Origin of the sequence: Streptomyces sp. HPF1205 (assembly GCF_020400825.1) — a bacterium.
Classification (GTDB): domain Bacteria; phylum Actinomycetota; class Actinomycetes; order Streptomycetales; family Streptomycetaceae; genus Actinacidiphila.
Genome location: NZ_JAINVH010000053.1, coordinates 1 through 22,892, shown reverse-complemented (window position 1 = coordinate 22,892; position 22,892 = coordinate 1). Strand labels below are relative to the sequence as shown.

General features: G+C 69.4%; 18 protein-coding genes. 6 read left to right on the top strand and 12 right to left on the bottom strand.

Translation table 11 applies throughout. The features are described from left to right. Both lanKC and K7G61_RS34150 read right to left on the bottom strand, forming a co-directional pair. On the bottom strand, positions 1-2,670 hold the full coding sequence (gene lanKC / locus K7G61_RS34155) for a class III lanthionine synthetase LanKC (RefSeq protein WP_225851039.1): 2,670 nt from the start codon (positions 2,668-2,670) through the stop codon (positions 1-3). A gap of 426 nt (positions 2,671-3,096) precedes the next feature. Continuing rightward, on the bottom strand, positions 3,097-3,912 hold the full coding sequence (locus K7G61_RS34150) for a helix-turn-helix transcriptional regulator (protein WP_225851038.1): 816 nt from the start codon (positions 3,910-3,912) through the stop codon (positions 3,097-3,099). 71 nt (positions 3,913-3,983) lie between these two features. On the opposite strand from K7G61_RS34150, the gene K7G61_RS34145 reads away from it, so the two are divergent. Further along, positions 3,984-4,700, top strand: coding sequence for an SDR family oxidoreductase (locus tag K7G61_RS34145; protein ID WP_225851037.1), 717 nt, complete (start codon positions 3,984-3,986; stop codon positions 4,698-4,700). A 35-nt stretch (positions 4,701-4,735) separates the two neighbouring features. Here the strand turns inward: K7G61_RS34145 and K7G61_RS34140 are convergent, their stop codons facing one another. Beyond that, a complete protein-coding gene (locus tag K7G61_RS34140; RefSeq protein ID WP_225851036.1) occupies positions 4,736-6,049 on the bottom strand; it encodes an MFS transporter in 1,314 nt (437 codons plus the stop codon). A gap of 116 nt (positions 6,050-6,165) precedes the next feature. Continuing rightward, complete coding sequence (locus K7G61_RS34135; RefSeq protein WP_225851035.1) at positions 6,166-6,870, bottom strand: SDR family oxidoreductase; 705 nt, start codon at positions 6,868-6,870, stop codon at positions 6,166-6,168. A 78-nt stretch (positions 6,871-6,948) separates the two neighbouring features. On the opposite strand from K7G61_RS34135, the gene K7G61_RS34130 reads away from it, so the two are divergent. Continuing rightward, entirely contained in the window at positions 6,949-7,308 is a 360-nt protein-coding gene (locus K7G61_RS34130; RefSeq protein ID WP_225851034.1) for a helix-turn-helix domain-containing protein, read from the top strand. An 85-nt stretch (positions 7,309-7,393) separates the two neighbouring features. Here K7G61_RS34130 and K7G61_RS34125 read toward each other — a convergent pair whose 3' ends face one another. From K7G61_RS34125 to K7G61_RS34105, 5 genes are all read right to left on the bottom strand, one after another. Beyond that, the gene (locus K7G61_RS34125) at positions 7,394-8,275 is read right to left on the bottom strand and encodes a phytanoyl-CoA dioxygenase family protein (RefSeq protein ID WP_225851033.1); all 882 of its coding nucleotides are present in this window, start codon (positions 8,273-8,275) and stop codon (positions 7,394-7,396) included. 194 nt (positions 8,276-8,469) lie between these two features. Further along, complete coding sequence (locus K7G61_RS34120) at positions 8,470-9,222, bottom strand: iron-containing redox enzyme family protein (RefSeq protein WP_225851032.1); 753 nt, start codon at positions 9,220-9,222, stop codon at positions 8,470-8,472. Between the two features lie 47 nt (positions 9,223-9,269). Then, on the bottom strand, positions 9,270-10,586 hold the full coding sequence (locus K7G61_RS34115; RefSeq protein ID WP_225851031.1) for an acetyl-CoA carboxylase biotin carboxylase subunit family protein: 1,317 nt from the start codon (positions 10,584-10,586) through the stop codon (positions 9,270-9,272). Positions 10,587-10,618: 32 nt separating this feature from the next. Then, positions 10,619-11,713, bottom strand: coding sequence for a DUF1611 domain-containing protein (locus K7G61_RS34110; RefSeq protein WP_225851030.1), 1,095 nt, complete (start codon positions 11,711-11,713; stop codon positions 10,619-10,621). Between the two features lie 57 nt (positions 11,714-11,770). Then, positions 11,771-13,012, bottom strand: a complete 1,242-nt coding sequence (locus K7G61_RS34105; RefSeq protein WP_225851029.1) for an acetyl-CoA carboxylase biotin carboxylase subunit family protein — start codon at positions 13,010-13,012, stop codon at positions 11,771-11,773. A gap of 578 nt (positions 13,013-13,590) precedes the next feature. Here K7G61_RS34105 and K7G61_RS34100 point away from each other — a divergent pair. From K7G61_RS34100 to K7G61_RS34085, 4 genes are all read left to right on the top strand, one after another. Further along, complete coding sequence (locus K7G61_RS34100) at positions 13,591-14,094, top strand: flavin reductase family protein (RefSeq protein WP_308190793.1); 504 nt, start codon at positions 13,591-13,593, stop codon at positions 14,092-14,094. Between the two features lie 83 nt (positions 14,095-14,177). Continuing rightward, positions 14,178-15,602 (top strand): 3-phosphoshikimate 1-carboxyvinyltransferase, encoded by a 1,425-nt coding sequence (gene aroA / locus K7G61_RS34095; protein WP_308190792.1) that lies wholly within the window; start codon positions 14,178-14,180, stop codon positions 15,600-15,602. Between the two features lie 150 nt (positions 15,603-15,752). Further along, on the top strand, positions 15,753-16,820 hold the full coding sequence (gene hisC, locus K7G61_RS34090; RefSeq protein ID WP_225851027.1) for a histidinol-phosphate transaminase: 1,068 nt from the start codon (positions 15,753-15,755) through the stop codon (positions 16,818-16,820). 125 nt (positions 16,821-16,945) lie between these two features. Further along, positions 16,946-17,752, top strand: coding sequence for an alpha/beta fold hydrolase (locus K7G61_RS34085; protein WP_225851026.1), 807 nt, complete (start codon positions 16,946-16,948; stop codon positions 17,750-17,752). A gap of 98 nt (positions 17,753-17,850) precedes the next feature. On the opposite strand, the gene K7G61_RS37170 is transcribed toward K7G61_RS34085, so the two are convergent. The 3 genes from K7G61_RS37170 to K7G61_RS36740 form a co-directional block, all read right to left on the bottom strand. Further along, positions 17,851-18,321, bottom strand: coding sequence for a LuxR C-terminal-related transcriptional regulator (locus K7G61_RS37170; protein WP_308190791.1), 471 nt, complete (start codon positions 18,319-18,321; stop codon positions 17,851-17,853). Positions 18,322-19,156: 835 nt separating this feature from the next. Continuing rightward, positions 19,157-20,203, bottom strand: coding sequence for an LLM class flavin-dependent oxidoreductase (locus tag K7G61_RS34070; RefSeq protein WP_225851025.1), 1,047 nt, complete (start codon positions 20,201-20,203; stop codon positions 19,157-19,159). Between the two features lie 685 nt (positions 20,204-20,888). Continuing rightward, the gene (locus K7G61_RS36740; RefSeq protein WP_308190790.1) at positions 20,889-22,724 is read right to left on the bottom strand and encodes a nucleoside hydrolase-like domain-containing protein; all 1,836 of its coding nucleotides are present in this window, start codon (positions 22,722-22,724) and stop codon (positions 20,889-20,891) included. Between the last annotated feature and the right edge of the window lie 168 nt (positions 22,725-22,892).

Here is a 22,892-nt window from a genome sequence, read left to right as displayed (position 1 = left end):
TCAAATACCCTTTTCCGGTGCGAAAAGGGAGCGCGGGGAAGCAGCGGCGTCCTGCCCGGGGGCTGCCTGTGCGACGAGGTGGTCCAGGGTGAAGAACGCGTCCTGCGTGTCGTCCAGCAGGCGGGTCAGGGCGAGGAGGACGCCGGCGGATCCGCTCCACAGCTCGGTGCTGAAACGCATGAGGTACTCACCGTGGAAGTGCGCACCGGTGCCGTCGGACACCGCGTGGCAGAACAGGGCCCGGGCGGTGTCCAGCGCCGCCGCGCGGCTGCTGTCCAGGCCCGTCAAGGACGCGTGCTCCGCGAGGGCGAAGACGAGCCCGGACTGCCCCTCGTACAGACCGGCGTAGTACGTCGTCGCGGCCGTGCTGGCGCGGATCGCCCCGCTGACCGCGTCGGCGAGCTCCTCGTCGGCGAAGGGGAGGAAGCGCGCGGCGACCGTGCCGAAACCCGCCGAGCCCCGGTAGAGGTAGGGGTAGAGGCGCTGGTCCTGCGTGGACACCCGGAAACCGATGCCGCCGCCGGGGAAGGGGTCCGCGAGGGCCGCCTCGTCGCGCAGGAGCGCCAGCCCGCTGCGCAGGGCGCCGTCGTCGCCGAGCAGGCGGAACAGGTAGTGGTCGAGCAGCGCGACGCCGACCCTGCCGTGCAGCAGGCCGGTCGCCCCCTCGGTCTCCAGCCGTTCGAGGAGAGCCGGCCCGGCCGGGATCGACGCGCGGATGCGCTGCGCCGCGTCCAGGTGCTTCTCGTCCTTGTCGTGCCCGTAGAGCGCCAGGTGCGTCAGGGCGACTCCCGCGGCTCCCTCCCCGAGGGTGGCGCTGCGGTCCAGGATCGGGTGCTTCTCCGCCGCTGCCAGCAGCGTGTTGGCCTCCTCGATCATGCCCAGGTCGGCCAGGACCCAGGCGATCCCCGCGCTGCCGGAGTGCAGTCCCGGCGCCTTGAGCACGATCTCGTCCAGGCTCTCGCGCCGCATACGGGCCACCACGTCGGGCGGGGCCTCGCGGCCGGCCAGGCGCAGGGCGTGCAGCACACCCGCGGTCCCGTAGATCACCGCGTGCCGGTGGGCGTAGTACCCGCGGGGCACGGTGGGGAACAGGACCCGGCCCTCCGGTGCGGCCGCGGCGAGGATCGCGTCGGCTACCGACTCCCTCAGCCGCCGCAGGCTGCCCAGCGGGTCACTGCGTATCTCGCCGGGCGAGGGGAGGGTGGTCGGTGCGTCCACGGCGGCGAACGCGGTGGACTGCCGCCACAGGCCGTCCGGTACGGGGCTGCCCGAGCTGCGGCGCACGAGGTCGGCCAGGTGGTGCAGGGCCGCGGGTTCGCGCTGCGTGACGTGGGTCTTCATGCCGAAAGTGAGCAGCTGGGCAAGCGCGGCGAGGCCGTACCGGTCGCAGAACGTCGGGTCCTTGTCCATCTCCGCGCCCAGCCGGTCACCGGGGAGGTCGGGGAAGTAGCCCGGGGTGCCGAACAGGCTCAGCGGGCCGCCCACCCGGCCGACGGTCTCGAAGTCGATGAAGCGCGCGGTGTCGTCGTCGTCCACCAGGACGTTGCGCGGACTGACGTCGAGGAACAGGTAGCCGGCCTCGTGCAGCCGCGCCAGGGAACGGGCCAGCTGTTCCATGATGTGCACGCAGCGGTCCCAGTACGCCCGGTAGTGGTCGCTGTCGGGCGCGACGGTGAATCCCGGGTGGTGGTTGGTGACCCAGTCGATCAGCGACACGCCGGGGACCAGTTCGGTGACGAGGTAGCTGTGCTCCCAGCGCTTGAAGAACTTGACGGGCGCGGGCGCCACCGCGGGAACCCGGCTCGCCAGGTCCTGGAGGATCCGGTTCTCGTGCTCCAGGTGTTCGCAGGCGGACGTCCCGTCGGGGTAGAGCCCGGAGTGGGCCCTGGCCTCCTTGACGAAGACCTGCTCTCCGGTCTCCTTCAGCTTCGCGACGTAGGCGCCGCCGCCGTTGGAGTGCCGGAGCAGTCCGGTGAAGGTGAGGCCCTCGAACGACACGGTCTGCGGCGCCGGAGCGGAGGTGGCCGTGTAGTGGCGCAGCGGGCGGGTCTCTGCGAGGAAGGGGTCCACGATCCCTTCCGGCAAGGTGAACGACAGGCCGCGGATGTCGGGAACGAGCTTGCCGGACCCGTCCGGCACCATGAGCTCCTCCGAACCGTCGGGCTGGATCACCGGGATGGTCTCGAAGGCGCCGTAGCGGTAGGAGACCGCGTGCGAGTCACGCCAGCGCCGGTCGCCGAGGATGTAGGGGCCCGTCTCGTCCGGCAACGTGGCGTGCAGTTCCTCCATGAGCCGACGGGCGGCATCCACGTCGGGCGGATAAGCGGCGATGAACTTCCCGTTCTGCGACCGGGGCGCGTGCTTGTGGTGGAGCATGAGGAAATACGCCCGAGTGCCGAGGTGTTTGAAGGCGATGTTCTGCCGTACGCAGACCTCCGCCACCGTGTCGAGCACCTCCTGGGCGCGCGAAATCCTCGCGGAGACGTGCACCTTCCACCCGTGCGTGGCGATAACGGTCCTGGGCGGCTTGTGGACGACCCAGAAGGACATCTCCTTGCGCTCCCAGTCAGGCGGGACGGCGTGGGCCTGGTAGATGTCGCCCAATTCTTCGCCCTCGTAGAGCGGGCGGTAGAAATCCGGGTGCGCCTGGACGTAGGAGATGTAGTCCATCAAGCCGCTCCACATATTCCGGGATTGGTTCGACTTCGCTCCGACGACCATGCCACAGCCCCGGACAGGGCAGCCAGGAGCCGCCGGCGGCGTACACTGCCTTTGAGTCATTCACGGCCGTCATTTTGCGCTGCTATCTACTGCATGCACCATGTAAAAACGGCCCGCCCTGCATGGGAGTGTCGCCGGCCCCGCCCGTGCCCGTCGCGGCAGCCGCCGCCATCGGACGGCAAGCCCGGTCGCACGCCATCCGGTTGCCGCGACGGCCGGGCAAGATCCGCCCACTTGGCCGGAATCGGCGTCACCGGCTCGGCACTCCGACACGCACGCGCGCCCTGCCCTCTCGGTGGCGGGTACGTCCAAGCGGACGTAACCACTGGCCAGACCTGTGTCAGACCTGTGCCAGACCTGCGCCAGTCCTGTGTCTCAGGTCGCCTGCCCGGCCAGCCTGCGCAGGGTCCGCGCGGCAGGTGATCCGGGGTCGGCCGTGATCAGGACGACTTCCTGGTCGTCCTCGGGCACGAGCAGGACGTCACAGTTCAACCGCAGCGTGCCGGTCTCCGGGTGATCGAGGATCTTGGTGCGGTGCCCGGGGGCGTGGACCGGGCGCGTTTGCCATATCTGTCGGAACTCCTCGCTGCCGGTGTGCAGTTCGGCCAGCAGAGCGGTCAGCTGCGGGTCATGCGGGTAGCGGTCGGCGGCCCGTCGCAGCCGCGCCACCACAATGTGCCCGAACTCCTCGGCGCCGGAGCTCTCGTACATCCGCCCCTGGCCGAGGAAGCGGCGCCGGGCCAGGTTCGTCCTCCCGCCTCCGAGATCGCCGCCGAGCAGTGCCTGGGCCAGGGGGTTCCAGGCGACGACGCCGTACGCCGCGTCAGTGACGATGGCACCGGTCTCCGGCAACCGCTCCAGCATCCGGGCCACATGCGGGCGTACCCACCGCACGGCGCTGATGCCGGGCGGCGCGCTCGATCCCGCCAGGCGGAACAGGTGGCTGCGCTCGGCCGGCGTGAGCCGCAGTGCCTGGGACAACGCGTCCAGGATCCGAGTGGACGGCCGCGGGCCCCGGGCCTGCTCCAGCCGCGTGTAGTAGTCGACCGACATGTGGGCGAGTTCCGCCACCTCTTCGCGGCGCAGGCCCGGTGTCCGGCGATCGGTGCCCGTCGCCGTCAGGCCGATCTCGTGTGGACGCAGGCCCGCCCGGCGGTCCCGCAGGAAGCGGGCCAGTTCCTGCCGTGCCATGCCGCTTCCTCCCACTGCCTGGTACAGGTTGTCCCTGGCAGGGCGCCCACATCCAGGGAAGGGTAGTTGCCATGAACGATCGCACAGCTCTTGTCACCGGTGCCAACAAGGGCATCGGCAAGCACATCGCCCGGCTCCTCGCCGCCGAGGGCCTCACCGTGTACGTGGGCGCACGCGACCGCGGGCTCGGACAGCGAGCCGTCGAGGAGATCGGCGCGGGCGCCCGCCTGCTGGTCCTCGACGTGACAGATCCTGACGGCATCGCACGGGCCGCGACCCAGGTGGACCGTCTGGATGTGCTGGTCAACAACGCCGGGATCTCACCGTCACTCGCCCCGCCGGCCGACACGAGCGTCGAGGTGTTCCGGCGCACGTACGAGACCAACGTCTTCGCAGTGGTGGCGGTGACCAATGCCTTCCTGCCCGCCCTGCGCCGGTCCCCGCATCCGCGCATCGTCAACATCTCCAGTGGCACGGCATCGCTGACCTGGAGCACGAACCCCAACCCCCAGTTCACCCCGGGAAGCGGTGGCGCCGCCGCCTACCGGTCGTCCAAGGCCGCCCTCAACGCCCTCACCGTCCTGTACGCCCAGACGCTGGCCGAGGACGGCTTCAAGGTCAACGCACTCGCCCCCGGCATGCGGGCCACCGACCTCAACCCGCTGGCCGCCGCTGCCGGCGACGACCCGGCCGAGGCGGCCCAGGGAGCCGCCCGCCTGGCCCTGCTGCCGGACGACGGTCCCACCGGTGGCTTCTTCTCCTGGGACGGAACGCCCGTGCCCTGGTGAGCGGCGCCGAGCTCATGGGCAGCGGACGGAAAGCGTCAGGTCACGGTCTCGGTGACGAGCCCGGACTGGGCGCGCGTGCGCTCGGACCACTTCACGACGAGCGGTATGACCTGGCCGGCGACGAGGAAGAGGGCTCCTGCCGCGAACCAGCCCGGCTTGCCCCAGCCGATGCAGACCAGGCCGAGCACCGGTGGGCCGATCGCGTTGGACAGGCCCTGGCCGATGGCGAACAGACCCGAGTACTGGCCCTGTGCGTGCTCGGGGGCGAGGCCGAAGGACAGCTCGAACGAGGCCGCCGTGTACCACAGTTCGCCCACGGTGAGGGCGACGACGCCGAGCACGACGACGATCACGGCGGCCCATCCGGGCGCGCCGCCCGCCACCGCGATGAGGGCGGTGGACAGGAGGAACGCCGCCCCCGCGCGGCGAGCTGTGCGGCCGGCCGACATGTTGTCGCCGACGCCGCGGCTGACCCGCACCTGCAGGCAGACCACGAGGGCGGTGTTGACCGCCACGCTCGCGCCGACGAACCACCGCGGCGCGTCGGTGTGCCCGATGATCCACAGCGGCAGGGCGAAGATCAGCACCTGGTTCTGGATGGACATGATGCCGTCCAGGGCGGTGAGCGCCACGTACGGCTTGTCCTTCAGGGCCGGCCAGCGCCCGCTCCCCTCCGGGACCTCCACCGGCGGCACGGACGGAATGCGGGAGGAGATGACCGCGGAGACGAGGAACATGGCGGCGGTGCCGAGGACGAGGCACACGTACGCGGTCCTGGTGTCCACCTGGACCGCGGCACCGGCCGCGAGGGCTCCGCCGCCGACGGCGATGTTGTTGAGGGCACGCAGGTAGGAGCGGTAGCGGGTGGGGTTCGGGGCTCCCACGGCGCGGGTCAGCGGGCCGCGGGCCGCCGTGCCGGCCGAGACGGCGAGCTCGGTCACACACAGGCACGCGATCAGCCAGGGGATGGAGCGCACGAACACCAGTCCCGCCACGGCGAGGGCCTGCACGACGACCGCGAGCCGGAAGACCTCGCGCGGGCCGTGCCGGTCGGCCAGGTGGCCCACCGGGATGCCCGCGGCGAGTCCGATCAGCGCGGCGGTCCCCATGGCGAAACCGACCTGGGCGACCGGGAGGCCCACGGAACGGGTGAAGAACAGCGCCGCCCCGGCGATGAAGAGGCCCTTGCCGATCTGGTTGATGAAGGTAGCGGCGGCGAAGGCGCGCTTGGGGCCCGTGTCGGGCAGGAGACCGCGGGCCACGAGCCGGGCCGGTAACCCTCGCCCGGTGCCCTCCCCGGCCGCCGTACCGGTCCGTTCGTCCGGCCGGCGCTGACTGGTGGTGTCCAACTGGCTGTCCCTTCGACTCCCTGGTGGCGTGTGCTCCGGTGCCCTCATGCGTAAAGGCCTCCACACCTGACGGGCCGGGCGGTGAGCACGGTCCGCTGTGTCTCGGCAGCCGGGGCTCAGGCGGTTTTGTGGCGGGCGCCGCCCTCGATGTGAATCGTCTCGCCGGAGACAAAGCCCGCACGGAGGAGCCACATCACCGTGTCGACGACATCGTCGGTCTCGCCGTGCCGTCCGACGAGGGTCCCGGCCGCGCTCCTGCTCAACAAGGCGGTCTTCTTGTCACCGAGGCGATCCCACGCACCCGAGTCCACGACACCGGGCGAGACGGCGTTGACCCGTACCGGCGCCAGATCCGCCGCCAGGTGGCGCGCGGCGTACTCGAGCGCACCGTTCGTGACCCCCTTGACGAGCGATCCCGGCCCGGGACGCCAGCCGACAACACCGGAGAACAGCACCATCGACCCGGTCGGCCGCAGTACCGGCGCGAAGTGCTTGGCGACCAGCATCGGGCCGACCACCTTGGCCGTGAAAGCGGCCAGCAGCTTGTCTCGATCCAGCTCGGTCGCGCGGACATCGTGCGGCGCCGAACCGGTCGTCACGATGTGGTCGATGCCGTCTTTCAGGCGTTCCGCCGCGGCCGCGATCGTCGACTCGTCCTGCAGATCGACCCGCACCGCCGTGGCACCGATCTCGGTCGCCAGCGCGTCGGCCGCGGCCAGATCGCGGGCGCCGACGACGACGTCGTACCCCTCCTTCTTCGCGCGCCTCGCGACGGCCGCGCCGAGTGCCCGCGCACCGCCGATGACCAGGATCCGCTCCATGGATCTCGCTCCTCTCGTAGGATCGGATCCAACGGTATGGATTTGATACCGGTATCTTCAACGAAACCGGGAGCAGCGATGGCCAAGGCGTACAACGTGATGGCGGCGACCTGCCCGAGCCGCACGGTGCTGCACCGGATCGGCGCCCGATGGACCGTGTTCGTGGTCAACGCGCTGGAGGACGGACCTCGCCGCTTCAGCGAGCTGAAGGGGCACATCCGGGGCATCACGCCGAAGGTCCTCACCGAAACGCTGCGCTCCCTGGAGGCCGACGGTCTGATCAGCCGCCACGAGTACGACGAGAACCCGCCCCGCGTCGAGTACGCCCTCACACCGCTGGGCCGCTCTCTGCTCATCCCGCTCCGCGCCCTGCGGCGCTGGGCCGAAGAGCACGTCCCGGACATCGAGGCGGCCCGGGCCCGCCGGCCGATTCCCTGACCCGGGAGCGGACGTGCGGCTGCCGCCCGCGCCGCCCCGCAGGCAGGCGCGGACGACCGTCAGGTCCGGCGTGCTCACGGGGCTGTCACTTCGCCTCCTCCAGCGTGGCGTACCCGGTGGACGTCGCGGCCGTGGTCTTGTCGGCGCCCTCCTGGAGCTGGAAGAGCGAGCCGAAGGGGCGCTCCGCGAGCGGGAGACGCCACGCCCCGGCTTCCACACGTGCCGTGTCCGACACATTGCCGCGCAGCAGTTTCACCCCGGGCTCGTTGTGGCCGGCGTGCGGGCCGAAGTGGATCGGGTAGGCGTCGGCCGCCCGGTAGGCAGGCAGGAAGGCGCGGCGGTACCGGTCGGAGCGGTTCGGGGAGGAGTAGTGCAGGAGCAGGGGGTGGATGAAGACCGCGCTGCCCGCGGGTGCCTCGATGGCCACGGCGAGTGCCGGGTCGGGGGCGTCGGCACCCACCACCTTGCCGCGGAAGTGGCCGTCGACGTAGTGGTCGGCGAGGCCGCGGTGGTGAGAGCCGGGGACGGCCTGGAGAGCGGAGTTCTCGGTGGTGGTGTCGTCGAGGTAGACGAGGGCCGTCACCAGGTCGGTGTTGGTGTGGGGGTAATAGGCGAAGTCCTGGTGCCAGTCCACGAGACTGCCCACCTTCGGGGCCTTGAGGTGCAGCTTGCTGTAGTGGAACAGGATGTCGGGGCCGATGAGTGCCTCGACGTGGTCGAGCAGTTCCGGGTGGGCGGCGGCCCGCTCGAACGCGGAGTGCTGTTTGGTGGGAGCCCAGATCCGGCGGGCCATGCCGTTGTCGCCCGGCTCCACTTCGGCGACGGAGCTGATGTCGGGAACGCTGAGGACCTCGGTGATGGCGGTGTTGAGTTCGGCGACTTCGCTTGCGTCGAAGAGACGCTCGACGACCGCGAAGCCGTTCTCGCGGTAATGCTTGGCGAACGCGGCCGTGTCGGGTGCGGACATGCGCGGGGTCCTCTCTGCTGGGTGGCGGGGGTGCGATGGGGTGGGATCCGTACGGGTCCGCCGGGCGCCGACCGCACGGCGGACCCGCGCCGGCTCCAAGCGCCGCAGGCCGGCATCGCGGCTGGGCCCCGCGCGGGCCGGTCAGGGCGGCCGCGTTCCGGCTCGGTCGTCGGCGTGGGTCCGGGACGTGCGCGTCACGCAGCGGCGGCCTGCGCGTGCTTGGCGACGGTGTCCTCGTAGATCTCCCGGAAGAACATCGCGAGGATCTCCTGGACGTCGTCGATGTACTTGAACACCTTCTGGAAGTCCTCCTCACTGAAGATCAGTTGGTGGAGGATGTCCCACATCTCCTGGGAGTGGTCCTCGGTGGTGTCGACGTGGAGGTGGGCGGCCTGCCCCTTGACGTTCTCCTTGCCGAGCTGCTCCTGGAGGTTGTCGACGATGGCCGGCTGGAGCTTGACCTGCGTGTACTCCACCAGGTAGTTGGAGACGACCGGGGCGAGGGCCGACTCGTGTTCCAGGGCGAAGTAGAAGAAGCCCTCGAAGAGCCGGGTGGAGAGGTAGGGCTCCGTGGCGCGGATCTCCTCCTCGGTGATGCCGACGGCCGCCGCGTCGCTGACGTACAGCCTGTCGTGCAGCATCTCATCGGCCTGGTACTGCGCGTAGTCGCGGGCGGCCCTGGGCGAGACCTGGGCGATCTTGTAGATGGCCTTGGACTGGCTGACCCGGGAGAGGCGGATCCGCCACACGTGCTCGATGAGGGTGCGGCGGTAGTACGCCTGGTGGAGTTCGGGTTCGCTCAGGTGGGAGGCGAAGGGAACGGTGGCCTTCCACTCCGCCATCTTCTTGTCCAGGTAGCGGTCGAGCTCGGCCTTCTTCAGACGGCTCTGCTCCTCGTTGTAGAACGGTTTCGGGTAGGTGATCCCGGTATTCTGCACGCGGTTCATCGCGTTCTCCTTCACAGGGGGGTTCGCGTGGGATGTGCTTGCCGTGGTCAGCGGTAGCGGACCTGAAAGTGCTCCGTCGCGTGTCGGTCGAGGAAGGCGATCTCGGCTTCGAGGTCGTCGGCCGCCACGTCCCACAGCGCGTCCATCAGGCAGATCGCCCGGTCGGACGCCTCGAGTTCGGTTCCCTCCGTCACATGGACGCGCAGGATCCGGGGCGGGCGGGTCGGCGGCTCGAAGCGGATCGCGTCGACGGTCCGCCCCTTCTCTCCGTACTTGCTGAGGAACACGGTCGCCCGGGTGGGCGCGCCGGTGCGCAGGGTCTCCAACTGGGAGGCGCGGGTGAGCCGGTCGTGGAAGGCGTCCCGCTCGCTGTCGGGCAGCAACAGAGCTTCGGCCCACAGGTCGAAGAAGGAGAGCCCGGTGACGGCCTTGACGCTGGGGTCGATGAGACTGCCGCCCATCCTCGGGTTGATCTCGATGATCTCCCAGCGCTTCTTCGACTCCCAGTACTTGGCCTCGATGTGGAAGGCGCCGGCGCTCAGACCGAGCCGCGCCAGCGCGTTGAGGCAGCGGGTGACGAAGTCGGCGCCCTCCAGGATGAGCTCGGGGGCGAGGCTCACGGGTGGGCTGACCGACATCCCCTCCAGGGTGGTGCGCTCCAGGCGTTCCACGCGGGCCTTCTCATGGACGCACAGGTGGTGCACCCGGCCGTCGAGGACGAACGTCTCGAAGCTGAATTCCGGGCCCTCGACGTATTCCTCGACGAGGAAGTCGTACCGGTCCATGAAGATCGCCTTCATGGACCGGTCGGCGCGCATCTGCTCCTGGATCGCGGGCAGATCGGCCAGGTCGTCGGCGCTCTCCAGGATGAAGGCTGCGAAGGACGCGGCACCGCGAACCGGCTTGACGAACCAGCGGGCGGCGGGATCGAGCTCGGGGCGCGTGTCGGCGGCGAGGTGGTGGACCCGGACCTCGCTCAGCCCTTCGGCGAACAGGTGGCGGCGCAGTTCGTACTTGTCGAGGCACAGGCGCAGCGCGGGCCCGCTGGAGTCGCGCGCGCCGAGCCGTTCGTTGAGCTCGGCCATCAGGAGCCGGTAGGCCTCGAAGCTGGCGAAGGCGGCCTCGACCCGGTAGCCCCGGTCGGCGAGTTGGCGCAGCGCCTTGTCGACGTCGCCGGAGTGCAGTTCGGGTTCCTCGGTGACCACGCAGTCCGCGAGGTGGCGACGGGTCGCCTCCAGAACCTCCGGCTTCTTCGGCCGGGAGCTGAGGGCCACCAGCGCCAGGCCGAGCCCGGCCGCGGCCGCAGCGATCTCCTCGGTGTACGACTTGCCCTGGTGCATCAGGAGCAGGAGCGCTCTCTTCATCGGTGCATCTCCTCCGGGTTCCACGTCCGCCCTCAGCGCCGGCCGGCCGGGCCCAGGACCGCGGTCTCGCGCTGGTGAACGCGCAGGATGTCCACGAGCCGGGCGGCGCTGCCCTCACGGATCGGGTCCACGACGGGCAGTCCGGTATCGGCCTCCAGCTTCTCGGCCTCGCGGCGGTAGTCCTCGTCGCTGAAGCCGACGCTGTTGACGCTGATGGCGGCGACCTTGGCCGGCCGCAGGATGCCGGAGAGCTCCTCGTTCATGCGGATGAGCTCGGGGATCGGGGGGATGGGCGTCTCCCACACCTTGGTGCGCTCGGCGCCGAGGCGGTGGCAGAAGACCAGGACGTGCGGTAGAGAGCTGTGCAGGATGGTGAGCGCGACGCCGCTGCCCTGGATGTGGTTGAGGCCGGCCTGCCCCTCGACGACGACCCATTCGTTGCCGACGGCGGCCTCCATGACGACCTGCTCGATCGCGCCGCCCATGAAGTCGCCGGGCACGCCGTCGACCGCGACGCCGTGGCCGGAGATCAGTATGCCGCTCTGGCCGGTGGCCGCGAAGCCTGTGGGGATGCCTCGGCGGTTGGCCTCCTTCCAGATCTCCAGGCCGGCGGTCTTCTTGCCGATGTTGCAGTCGCTGCCGCACGTGTGGATGATCCAGCTGTCCAGGTCCAGGACGCGGGCCTTGTTCAGCGGGGCCTTCGGGGCGTCCTTGGTCTCCCAGACGGTGACGCCCTTGTCACGGATGGCGCGGGCGATGTCCGGGTCGTCCATGAGGCGGTAGTGGATCGAGTTGATGATGTGCAGACCGCATTGGACGGCCGCGAGGAAGTGCGGCTTCCAGGCGGAGGGCAGCTCGGCGGAGTGCAGCCCCTTCCCGCCGATCATGACCTCGGGGTGCAGGTGCATGGCCTGCTCGACGCGGCCGACGATCGGGATCGGGCCGCCGTAGCCGAGGACGTCCTGGACGGTCTGACCGGCTTTGCGGCTGTCGATCACGGCGACGCACTGGTCCCCGCGGTAGCGCAGCAGCGAGGCACCGATCTTGCTCGTGAAGAGTCCGAAGCACCCCTCGGCGAACAGCACGAATTTCTTGTCGATCAGCTCCACATGGTTCAGCTGAGCCATGTCTTCCTCCACGGACTCGACGGTTCGATTGCGGACGGCACGCGATGATCCGGGGCTCTACGAGGCGGGCTCGGTCGTCAGGCGGTACTGCGCACGCGCCTGGCGCACGGCCGCCTCGATCTGCTCCTGGGTGCCGCCCCGGAACAGGAAGCGGCCGCCTTGGAGCGTGGCGTACGCGCCGGGCCGGGGGACCAGGACCTCACCCACCAGCGGCACCAACTCCCGGTAGACATACGGGACGTGGCCTACGAGCGGGGTGCGGGCGGTGACCTTGAGGGGCCGCAGCCGGGGTCCCGGGACGATCAGCCAGCCGCCGCTCCGGTCCGGGACGACGACGGGCGGGTCCACCGGGCGGCCGAGCAGCGCGTCGACCCACAGCCGCCACATGTTCACGCCGTGGACATCGTTGATGACATAGGACACGTCGGCCCCCGGCACCCGTGCGCCGACCTCCAGGAACACCAGCTCCTCGCCGGTGTCGAAGAGTTCGAGGTGGAAGGCGGAGCTGCGCAGGCCGAGCGCGGTGAGGCAGCGCACGGCGAAGTCCTCGCAGCGCCCGCGCACCGCGGGATCCGTCTGCAACACCGAGCCGAGCGGCTCGCCCAGGACCTCGAAGTCCAGGCAGGTGGAGACGTAGCGCGACGTACACAGGAACAGCGGCTCGCCCGCGGCGTCCAGGACACCGTCGACGTGCAGGATCTCGCCCTGCACGAACTCCTCGATCTCCAGGTCGTCCAGGCTTTGTTCGGCGCACAGGGCCCGCAGCTCCTCGGCCGAGGCGACCTTGCGCACTCCCTGGCTGCCGGCTCCGCGCACCGGCTTGACGATCACGGGGTAGCCGAACTCCTCGGCCGCCGCGAGGACCTGGTCCTCGGCAATGCAAGGCGCCCAGCGCGGCACCCGCAGGCCGGCCCGCCACAACGTCTCCTTCATGACGGTCTTGTCACGGAACCGGGAGGTCTCCTCGGAGTTGGCGCCCGGGATGCCGTACCGCTCGCGCAGTGTCGCCGCGAGGTCGAGGAGGGATTCGGAGAAGGCGACGACGTGGTCGAACGGGCCCTCGTCGCGCACGACGGCGTCGACGAGCTTCAGCACTCCGTCCACCTCGTCGAAGTCCGGCACGACGTATACCCGTTCGGTGCCGGCGCCCACTCCGCGGCGGCCGTTCTCGTCGCAGATGTACGTGACGCGGTCGGTCTCCGGGTCGAAGACCAGCTCGGGAGCGGCGAGGCGGTTCTCCCAGCGCCGCTCGTCCTCGTACAGGGGCCAGCGGGTCAAGAACAGGATTGCGCTGGACATCGATGGCGTCCTCACGGTTCGCAGGAAGCATTGGACGTGCCCGGCCGGGGGCCGGTTGACGGCGGCGGCGAACGGCGGGTCGGAACCGAAGGAAGAATGCGCCCGAACCTGAATCCCGGAAACGGCCCCCAACGGGTTGATCACGCGGCCACAGCCTCGCACGGGACGGCCCCGAGCAGAATAGGACCTATGTCCCAGCACTCCCGCGACGCGGGTGCGCGAAGACGGGGGTGCAGGCCGCCTGCCCGGGGATTTCGCCGAGTACCGACGACGGTGTGATCCCTCGGTGAAAGAGGGTTTGGGCGACCTTGTACCGGAAGCGTCATGGGTAGATGGACCTATTGCCCGCAGGTCCCACCGGGATACAGAATTCCTGTCGCGCCCACCGCAGGGAGGAGGCCCGTCGTGCTCACCAGGAACCTTTTTCCCCACTGCCGTCCCGACGTCGAAGTGCCGAGCTTCGGGATGGCATGTTCCAGCTCCGCGGATATCGCCGATGCCGGGCGCGGCGGGGATACGGCCCTGTGTCCGGGCCCGACATCCGGACTGAATTCCACGGGACAGGTGGTGGTGCTGCCGTGACGGAGGGGACGGAGACCGTGCGGCGGGCGAGCTCCGCGGAATTCCGGGCGGCGATGGCCCGGTTCGCGGCCGGGGTCGTGGTGGTGACGACCGTGGACGACGGCGGGGTGCCGCGCGGCTTCACGGGGAGTTCGTTCTGCTCCGTGTCGCTGGATCCGCCGCTGGTCCTGGTCTGTCTGGCGAACTCGGCCGACTCCTTCGCCGCGTTCGACTCCTGCAGGCACTTCGCGGTGAGCGTGCTGAGCCCCGAACACAGGCGGCTGGCCGAGCAGTTCGCGACCAAAGGCATTGACAAGTTCGCATCGGGCGGGCTGTCCCGCACGCCCGGCGGACTGCCGGCTGTCGCGGGCGCGCTGGTCGAGCTGGACTGCGAGATGTACGCCAGGCACCCGGCCGGTGACCATACGATCCTGATCGGCCGGGTGTCGGGCGCGCGCCTGGGGGAGGGTGCGGGGACCCCCATGGTCTATTACGAGCGCTCCTTCCGGTTCCTGGCCTGAGCCGGGGCCGAGCCGACGGGGCGACACCCCCGGCGGTAAAAGCGTATCTGGACCACCTTGTTCACCGGAAAATCCATGGGCAGATGGACCTATTGCCCGCGCGCCCCACGGGACACAGAATTCTAGACGGCGAACGATGGGAAACGGGAGATACGAGGATGCTACTGAAGGTCGATCCAGTCGATTCCTTTTCCGGAACTTTCCGCGTCCCTTCTTCGAAACCGGAGACGCAGCGGGCGATCCTGACCGGAACATTGGCCGAGGGCACGTCACGCGTTTACAACGACCTCCGTTGCGACGAGACGGAGACGATGAAGAACGCCTGCCGTGCCTTCGGCGCCGAGATAACCGAGCACGACGGATTCCTGGAGATCCAGGGCATCGGAGGGACGCTCCCGAACATACGGCGCGTCATCCGGTCCCGCGGCTCGGGTCTGGTGTTCCGCGTCGTGACGGCGCTGGCTTCCGTACTGCCCTCGCCGGTCGTGGTGACGGGCGACGCGACGCTGCGCAAGCGCGTGATGGAGCCGCTGCTGCAGGCGCTGCGCGAACTCGGTGCGGACATCGAGTCGATCGTCGGCGAGGACAAGGCGCCGATCGTCAACTGGGGACGCGGCCTGAAGGGCGGCACCTGCCGGCTGCCGGGCGACATCAGCTCGCAGTTCATCACCGCCATCCTGTTCGCCGCGCCGCTGGCCGAGGGCCCGGTGGAGATCGAGGTGACGGGCGAGGTCTACTCCCAGTCGTACATCCGGCAGACGCTGGCGAGCCTGACCGATGCGGGTATCAAGGTCTCCGCGTCGGAGGACATGCGTCGCTACCAGGTGGAGCCCTCGTCCTACCAGGCCCTTGACGTCACCACGCACGAGGACTACACCTCGGCCTCGTACCTGCTGGCCGCCGCCGCGCTCTTCCCGGGGCGCACTGTCCTGACCAACGTGTACGGCGACAGCATGCAGGGTGAGTTCGCGATCGTCCCCATCCTGGAGGAGCTCGGGGTGGGCATCACCTTCGACCGGGCCACCTCGTCGCTGACCGTCGACAACCCGCCGGGAAGTCTGTGCGGCGACTTCGAAGTGGACGTTCGGGACTGCCCCAACATCGTGCCCACGCTCGCCGCCCTCGGAGCGTACGTGCAGGGCAGCCTGCGGGTGACCGGCGGACGCCTCACCCGCTTCCACAAGGCGTCCCGCATCGAGGCCATGGCCGCCGAACTGACGCGGGCAGGCGTGGACATCGAGGTCCTGTACGACGACGGGATCTGCGACGGCTTCGAGGTCCGCGGCGCGCGGACCTACCCCGGCGGAGTGACGCTGTCCAGCTGGGGCGACCACCGCATCTTCATGTCGCTGTTCGTGGCCGGCCTGCGGATGCAGTCCGCCAACCGGCTCTCGGGCTTCGAAGACGTCCGGCTGTCCTTTCCCACCTTCATGGAGGAGTTCGCCAAGGCAGGGGTACGGACCATGGCCGTCGAGGAGGAGAACGCGCCCGCCGGGGCCGTCGGCTGACCCCGCCCACGGCAGCCCCGGCGGTCCGCTGTGCCGCAGGGCGCGCGCCGCCGGGCGCGACAGGTGGGGCATGGCTCCCGGAGTCCCGGGGCCCCGGATGAACGACACCCCCGCACGACTGTCCGTTTCCCCGTTCAGGAAGTTCTCCCGATGCCCTCTCCACCTGCCCCCCGGCTGCGTGCCGACGTCTCAGGGCTGCCTCGCTATGTCCCGGGCCGGACCGCGCCCAGCGACCGGGTGGCCAAGCTGTCGTCGAACGAGAACCCCTACCCCCCGCTGCCGTCGGTCGTCGCCGCGATGCGCGAGGAACTGGGACGCGTCAACCGCTATCCCGATTCGAGGAGCAGTGAACTGGTCACGGAGCTGTCCGCGGCCCTCGCAGTGCCCCCCGAGCACCTCGCGCCCGGCACCGGATCCCTCGGGGTCACCAAGGACCTGGTGTGCGCCGCGGCCGGCGAGGGCGACGAAGTGCTGTTCGCCTGGCGCTCATTCGAGGCGTACCCGATGCTCGTCTGGGCCGCCGGGGCGACCCCGGTGCAGGTTCCGCTGCGTGACGAGCGGCATGATCTGGAGGCCATGGCCGAGGCGGTGACGGACCGCACTCGCCTGATCATCGTGTGCAACCCCAACAACCCGACAGGCACTGCCGTGCGCCGTGGGGAGCTCGAGCGCTTCCTCGACCGGCTGCCGGGCCATGTGCTGGTGGTGCTCGACGAGGCGTACCGCGAGTTCGTCGACGACACCGACGTACCCGACGGCATCGAGCTCTACCGGGACCGTCCCAACGTCGCCGTTCTGCGCACTTTCTCCAAGGCGTACGGGCTGGCCCGGCTGCGCGTCGGCTATGCGGTCGCGCATCCGCCGGTCACGGCCGCGCTGCGGGCCTGCACCGTGCCGTTCGGCGTCAGCGGACTCGCCCAGGCCGCCGCGCAGGCCTCGTTGCGAGCGAGACCGGAACTGCTGGAGCGGGTACGGACCCTGGTGGCCGAGCGAGCCCGGGTCACCCGTGCTCTGCGGGCCGCGGGCTGGAGCGTTCCCGCCAGCCAGGCCAACTTCGTCTGGCTGCGCCTCGGTACGCACACCTCGGCGTTCGCCGGCGCGTGCGAGGCGGCGGGAGTCATGGTGCGCCCCTTCGGCGACGAGGGGGTGCGGATCACCATCGGTACCCCGGAGCAGAACGACAATCTGCTGAAGATCGCGGGCGACTGGCGGGCGTGAGGGCCCGCCACGGATCCCGCGTTTCCAGGGAGCACTCATGCCGGGTTCCTGTCCGGGTTACCGTGGGGAGGACTCATGGCACGCGGGCCGCCCGTGCGCCCCGCGTGCCCGTTCGAAGGACGTCGATGACCGAACACGGCCGGCCGGCTCCGGCCTTCGCCCGCGCCCAGGACGGCACCGTCCTGGCATACCAGCACCATGGGGAGGGGCCGCCGCTGGTGCTGCTCGCCGGGCAGGCGAACGACCACCACTGGTGGGACGGCGTGCGCGAGGACTTCCACTCCGTGCGCTCCACCATCACCTTGGACCTGCGCGGCACGGGCGACAGTGACAAGCCCGAGGGGCCGTACTCCGTCCGGCAGTTCGCGGACGACGTCGTCGCGGTCCTGGACACGGCCGGTATCGCGCGCGCCGACGTGTACGGCACCTCAATGGGCGGCAGGGTCGCTCAGTGGCTCGCGATCCGCCACCCGGAGCGAGTCCGCCGGCTGGTCCTGGGCTGCACCTCCCCGGGCGGTCCGCACGCCGTGGAACGCGACGCGTCGGTACGGCGGTCCCTCGCACAGCCGGACGCGGATGCCGTACGCCGGGTACTGGCCGACCTGATGTACTCGCCCGCCTGGCGGGCCGCGCACCCGGGCCCTTACCGCACCCTCGGCGACCAGGGGATGCCCGCCCACGCGCGCCGCGGCCACCTCATCGCCAGCAACGAGCACAACGCCTGGAACGAACTGCCGCGCATTGCGGCACCCACTCTGATCCTCCACGGCGACCAGGACCGGCTCACTCCGCCGGAGAACCTCCGGCTACTGGCCTCCCGAATCCCCGGTGCCCGAACACACCTCTTCCCGGGCGCCCGGCACGCCTACTTCGAGGAGTGCCGGGACGAGGCGGGCAACCTGGTACGGACGTTCCTCGTGGAGGAGGGCTGACTGTTGAGCGGCAGTATGCCGCAGTCGCGCGGCGCCTGCGTCGAGGCCCGGGCCGCGGTCCTGGAAGATTTGGACGATGAGGTCCGGCCGCGGGCCGCTCAGGAAGTGAGGCCGACGTATTGGGCGTAGAGCGCGGCCTGAGTGCGGTGAGTGGCGCCGATCTTCAAATATATGCTGCTGAGGTGGTTCTTCACGGTCTTCTCGGATATGTCGAGTCTCCGGGCGATGACCCGGTTGCTTAACCCCCGGGCCAGCAGCAGGAGAACACCCCGCTCGCGTGCGGTGAGGGCGGCGACGGGCGACGCGTCCCGCTCCGAGACGAGAACAGAAACCGAAATGGACGGAGCCGCTTCCCCGGGGTCGGTCAGCCCGACGTGTCCGGCGTAGAGCGCGGCCTGAGTGCGGTCGGTCGCTCCGATTTTCAAATATATGCTGCTGAGGTGGTTCTTCACGGTCTTCTCGGATATATCGAGTCTCCGGGCGATGACGCGGTTGCTTAACCCCCGGGCCAGCAGGCGGAGCACATCCGACTCCCGGCAGGTGAGTCCTGCGACCAGTGCTTCTTCCACGTCTTGTCTCCTCTGTCCTTTTGTCGGAGAGCATGAGAAAAACGTCCGGGGTTCGTTCACGCGACGGCCCCCGGCGCCGAGCAATGAGCGCCGGCAGGTCACCTGACGGGCGGCGATCACGGCAGACGGCCCAATGTTGCTCCCGCCCCGGCCGTGCAGGCCGGGAGCACAGGACCGCGCAAAGATGCCAGGGGATCAGGCCGGGGATGCCGGCCGAAGGCAGCGTCATCGCGCAGCGCGAAGGCGTCCCCCCTTCATGCTCGCTGTGGGCGCGAACTGAAACTGGTCAAGTGCGCTTCAGAAGCTACATGCTGGTACGATCAGTCAGCCAGCATGCGTATACTAAAATCCAAAAGTGGACACGCGTTCGGGTGCGGCGGGTGAGCCACCGAAAGACGGTGCGCCGGCACGGTACCGAGCCGGGGTAGTGGCGGGCGCCGCGAGGCGTCTCCCGCTGCACTGGGCTTAAGGCTCACGCGAGCGGGCGGCGTTATCGGCAAAGGTTCCGAAGGCGCCCGGAGGCCGGGGGGACGTCCGTCTCACCCGTAGTTCGGCGAATTCTCGCGAGGCGTGCCGCACGAGTTCACGGAGTCTCGCAGCACTGCCTGCCGGAGAGCGGAGACGCGCGTCGAGGACCTCGGCCGGAGTTCTCCGGCCGAGGTCCTCGGAACCACCGCGACCAAAGACATCGAGTCCAGCCCCGGCAGCCTTGATCGAAATGGAAGACCGCGCCGCTCGGACCGCCGCAGCATGGACCTGCGTTCTCACCTGTTGAGTTGGTGCCGACGAGTACGGTGGCCCCGCACGCTGAGCCGCAGAAGGGGGACGCCGACCCTCAGACCTTCTGCCCGGCGCGTTCGTGCTCGCGCAACAGCGGCAGCACGCGGGTGTAGAAGATCCGCATCTCCTCCCGCGTCGGCCAGCCGGAGAAGATGAACTCGCTGACACCGGCCGCCTTGTACTCGTAGAGGTACGCGGCAACTTCCTCATAGCTGCCGACCACGCAGAGGGCCGGCCCACCGCGATACGCCACGGCACCTGAGAACAGCATGGGTGAAATCCAGTCGGATTCCGCAGCCGCGGCCAGCTGGAAGGAAGTCTTCACCGCCACGGAATCGGAGGCGGCCACAGCGTCCGCGATCCGTTTCCGGTGTTCTTCGTCGGGATCACCCATCATATCGGCGAGGTCCGCCAGTGCTTCCTCACGCGTTTCCCTCGCCAGCACATGCATACGAGTTCCCACACGGCCGCCCTGCGTCAGGACGGGCTTCGCCGCAGCGGCCATTCCCTCGGGGGTGTCGCCATAGCGCAGCCAGCAGTCGCCGTAATCCACGGCGGTCTGCTGTGCAACCTCCGAGGCCCCGCTGATGTATATCTCAGGACGGCCTCCGCCCTTGTAGCCCAGGCCGATCTGCGCGTCCTTGATACGATAGTGTTCGCCCTCGAAGGACAGCGGGGTCTCATTGCGCCACAAGCGATGGAGAATCTCCAGGAACTCGTTGGAGCGTGCGTAGCGCTCGTCATGGGCGAGGAAGTCCCCGTAATACGCCTGCTCGGCCGGGGAGCTACCGGCGACCAGGTTGACCGATATCCGCCCGTCCGACATCCACGACACCGTGTTGATCACCTGCGCGAAGAGCGTCGGAGAAAGCAGTCCGGGCCGGTAGGCGAGGAGGAATTTGACGCGTCGGGTCTCGCGGACCAGGGCGCCGAGCATCGGGAGCGGATCCGGCATGTGGAAGCCGATTCCCATGAGGAGCGAGTCCACGCCCAGGCTGTCCGCTTCCTGCGCGAAGTCGACGATCTCGTCAAAGTCAAGCCGGCCGACCTGGTATTTCCCCGACGCCTTCCGCTGCCCGCTGAGCGGCGAGTTCCAGTGCACCCTCAGCTCGTTCGAGTCCGACTGCGGTTGGCTTGACAAGCCGCTGACTACCAAGACCTCACCTTCCGATCGCTCAAAATGTGTTGCCCGGGCCGCGGTACGCGAGAATCAGTCGGCCAGTGATCGGACTCGGTCCTGGCGGATCCCCGGGTCGTTCCGTGACGTGTTGTTCGCGCTGCCTCAGCCTGGCACGGGTCCGCCCCGGTCAAAATAGGACCTAGGTCCCAGCTTCCCCAGAAGGCGCAGGGCCACCACGAGGTCGTAGTCGACGCCTCAATACCTGCTGTCTCCAACAAATGAAAAGCAGCCCGTGTGAACCGTCCGGCTCGTCGGGTAAAACAGGCAGGAAGGGTGCGGAGGATCCGGCTGGCCATCGAACGCTGGAACGACCACCGGCGGGCAGACCGACCGGGGCCGGATCATCGGACGCCGCCCCGACGGCACCTGGCTCGACGGCCGCTCCGCCGACGTGCGCCCGGACTTCACCGCCGAGCCGCTCGGCCGCACCACCGCGCTGGACGCCGAACAGGTCCGGCCGGACGGCGCGCGCCCGGTTGACGCGCGGGAGTTGCCGTCCGGCCGGACCTCACACCTCCCACCCGGGCCGGGCCCGAAGTGCCGGGGCGCGCCAGTCGGCGTGCCCCGGCACTTCGGGCCTGTCCGCGGTGCAGGGGTGCTGCTTGTGCTACTGGACGTTGATGATGAGGCGTCGGTAGCTGGTGAGTGCGGGGCTGCCGTTGTCGGTGACTTCGAGGACGATGTCGACCTGCGTGCCGGGGCTGTTCGGTACGACCAGGCCGGCGTTGGCGCTGGTGCTGTTGCTGATGGTCAGGCCGGCGGTGGTGGGGTACTGGTACCACTTGTAGGACAGGGTGTTGTTGTCCGGGTCGGTGGTGCCGGTGGCGCTGAGTGCGAGGGTGGAGCCGGCTTTGGCGTTGATGGTCAGGACGTTGCGGGTGGTGTCACCGTTGAGGGTGACGAGGGGGTTGTGGTTGGCCTGGTTGTAGGGCTTGACGGCCCAGTTCATGCGGTTGGCGAAGTCCCAGTTGCGGGCCGCTTCCCAGCGGGAGATGGAGGATGCGCCTTCGGAGGCGCAGGTCCAGCGGTTGCCGGAGCCCTGGAAGCGTCCGCCCCAACCGCCCAGGGCGGGGTTGGCGGGGTCGCCCAGGCCCTGGGTGCCGTTGAGGAGGTACAGGAAGTCGGGGGAGTCGCCCTCGTAGACGCCCTGGTCGTTGTAGGTCCAGTGGGACAGGGGGTAGTCGGCTCCCAGGGCGCCGTGGCCGGTGGTGATGTAGGTCTTCAGCCAGGTTCCGTTGTACGGACCGGTGTTGGCCATGCCGGTGAAGCAGCCGTTGCTGATGACGAACAGGCCGGGGAAGGTGTCGCGCATCCAGGCGGCGCTGCCGTCCTGGTCGTCGATGAGGTAGACGCGGATCTTGGACACGAAGGTGGCCAGGTCGGCGGCGCTGCGGGTGTTCTGGACCTTCCACAGGGCCTGGCCGAGTTCGCGGGGGCCGCCGCCGCTGACGAACCACACCGGCGTGGTGGCCTTGTCGACGACGCTGATGATGTAGTCGGAGGCCTCGCTGTCCTTGCCGGCGCCCAGGATGTTGGTCGCGGACTGGCCCCAGGTGCCGTCGCGGCCCTGCTTGGTGACGGCGCGCAGCGCGTCGGGGGTGGGGTAGTTGGCGTCGTGGAGTTTGAGGTTGGGGTAGACCTGGGCGTAGCCGTTGATGACGTCCAGGATGTTCTGCTTGTTGGCGTAGTTGGCGAAGGTGCCCGAGGAGGCGATCAGCCCGTCGACGTGGAAGTCGTCGGCGTAGCTGAGGAAGCGCACCATGGTCTGCACGTCGTCCAGGTCCGACTTCTGGTCGGCCGGGCCGGATTCACCGCCGGGGATGCCGTTCACCGGCGGCATGTCCGTGGACAGGATGATGTGCGGCCTGTTGTCCGCCCCACCCGGAGGTGGTGTGGTGGGGGGTGTTGTCGGTGGTGTGGTAGGTGGTGTGGTGGGGGGTGTTGTCGGTGGTGTGGTGGGTGGTGTGGTGGGTGGGGGTGTGGTGGTGGGGGGTGTGGTGGTGCCGGTGGTGGTGCAGGTGGTGCCGTTGAGGGTGAAGGTGGTGGGTGCGGGGTTGGTGGTGGTCCAGGTGGCGTTGAAGCCGGGGGATACGGTGGTGTTGGTGGCCAGGCCGGCGTTGTAGTCGGTGTTGGTGACGGTGACGTTGGTGCCGGACTGGGTGACGTTGCCGTTCCAGAGTTGGGTGATGGTCTGGTTTGCGGGGAAGGTGAACTTCAGGGTCCAGTTGGGCAGGGGGTCGCCGAGGTTTTTGATGTCGATGGTGGCGCCGAAGCCGCCGGACCATTGGCTGGTGACGGTGTAGGTGACCTGGCAGCCGGCCGCGGCGTGGGCTTGGGTGGCGACGGCGAGGGTTCCGCCGGATATGACGGCGAGTGCGGCTGTGGCGGCGGCGGTGGTTCTGCGTGTTCGGGGGCTGAGGGCCCGGAACGGGGATTGCCTCACCGGCTGTGCTCCTTTTCTCGTCACGGCCGTGTGGGGCGCGTGACGTGGTGGGGGGATGCGGCGGTGCCGTTGTCCTCGGGTGGTGGGCGGCCGGGTCGGTGGCCCTTGCCGCACGTGTCCGGGAGGGGTGGCGGGGAGGCCTGGCTCCGCTGCGTACGTCGTCGGTCA

Bases quoted from the DNA above. Each gene is read 5' to 3' on its own strand.
- lanKC (WP_225851039.1), bottom strand. From the start codon at position 2,670: ATGGACTACATCTCCTACGTCCAGGCGCACCCGGATTTCTACCGCCCG.
- K7G61_RS34150 (WP_225851038.1), bottom strand. From the start codon at position 3,912: ATGGCACGGCAGGAACTGGCCCGCTTCCTGCGGGACCGCCGGGCGGGC.
- K7G61_RS34145 (WP_225851037.1), top strand. From the start codon at position 3,984: ATGAACGATCGCACAGCTCTTGTCACCGGTGCCAACAAGGGCATCGGC.
- K7G61_RS34135 (WP_225851035.1), bottom strand. From the start codon at position 6,870: ATGGAGCGGATCCTGGTCATCGGCGGTGCGCGGGCACTCGGCGCGGCC.
- K7G61_RS34130 (WP_225851034.1), top strand. From the start codon at position 6,949: ATGGCCAAGGCGTACAACGTGATGGCGGCGACCTGCCCGAGCCGCACG.
- K7G61_RS34125 (WP_225851033.1), bottom strand. From the start codon at position 8,275: ATGTCCGCACCCGACACGGCCGCGTTCGCCAAGCATTACCGCGAGAAC.
- K7G61_RS34120 (WP_225851032.1), bottom strand. From the start codon at position 9,222: ATGAACCGCGTGCAGAATACCGGGATCACCTACCCGAAACCGTTCTAC.
- K7G61_RS34115 (WP_225851031.1), bottom strand. From the start codon at position 10,586: ATGAAGAGAGCGCTCCTGCTCCTGATGCACCAGGGCAAGTCGTACACC.
- K7G61_RS34110 (WP_225851030.1), bottom strand. From the start codon at position 11,713: ATGGCTCAGCTGAACCATGTGGAGCTGATCGACAAGAAATTCGTGCTG.
- K7G61_RS34105 (WP_225851029.1), bottom strand. From the start codon at position 13,012: ATGTCCAGCGCAATCCTGTTCTTGACCCGCTGGCCCCTGTACGAGGAC.
- aroA (WP_308190792.1), top strand. From the start codon at position 14,178: ATGGACCTATTGCCCGCGCGCCCCACGGGACACAGAATTCTAGACGGC.
- hisC (WP_225851027.1), top strand. From the start codon at position 15,753: ATGCCCTCTCCACCTGCCCCCCGGCTGCGTGCCGACGTCTCAGGGCTG.
- K7G61_RS34085 (WP_225851026.1), top strand. From the start codon at position 16,946: ATGACCGAACACGGCCGGCCGGCTCCGGCCTTCGCCCGCGCCCAGGAC.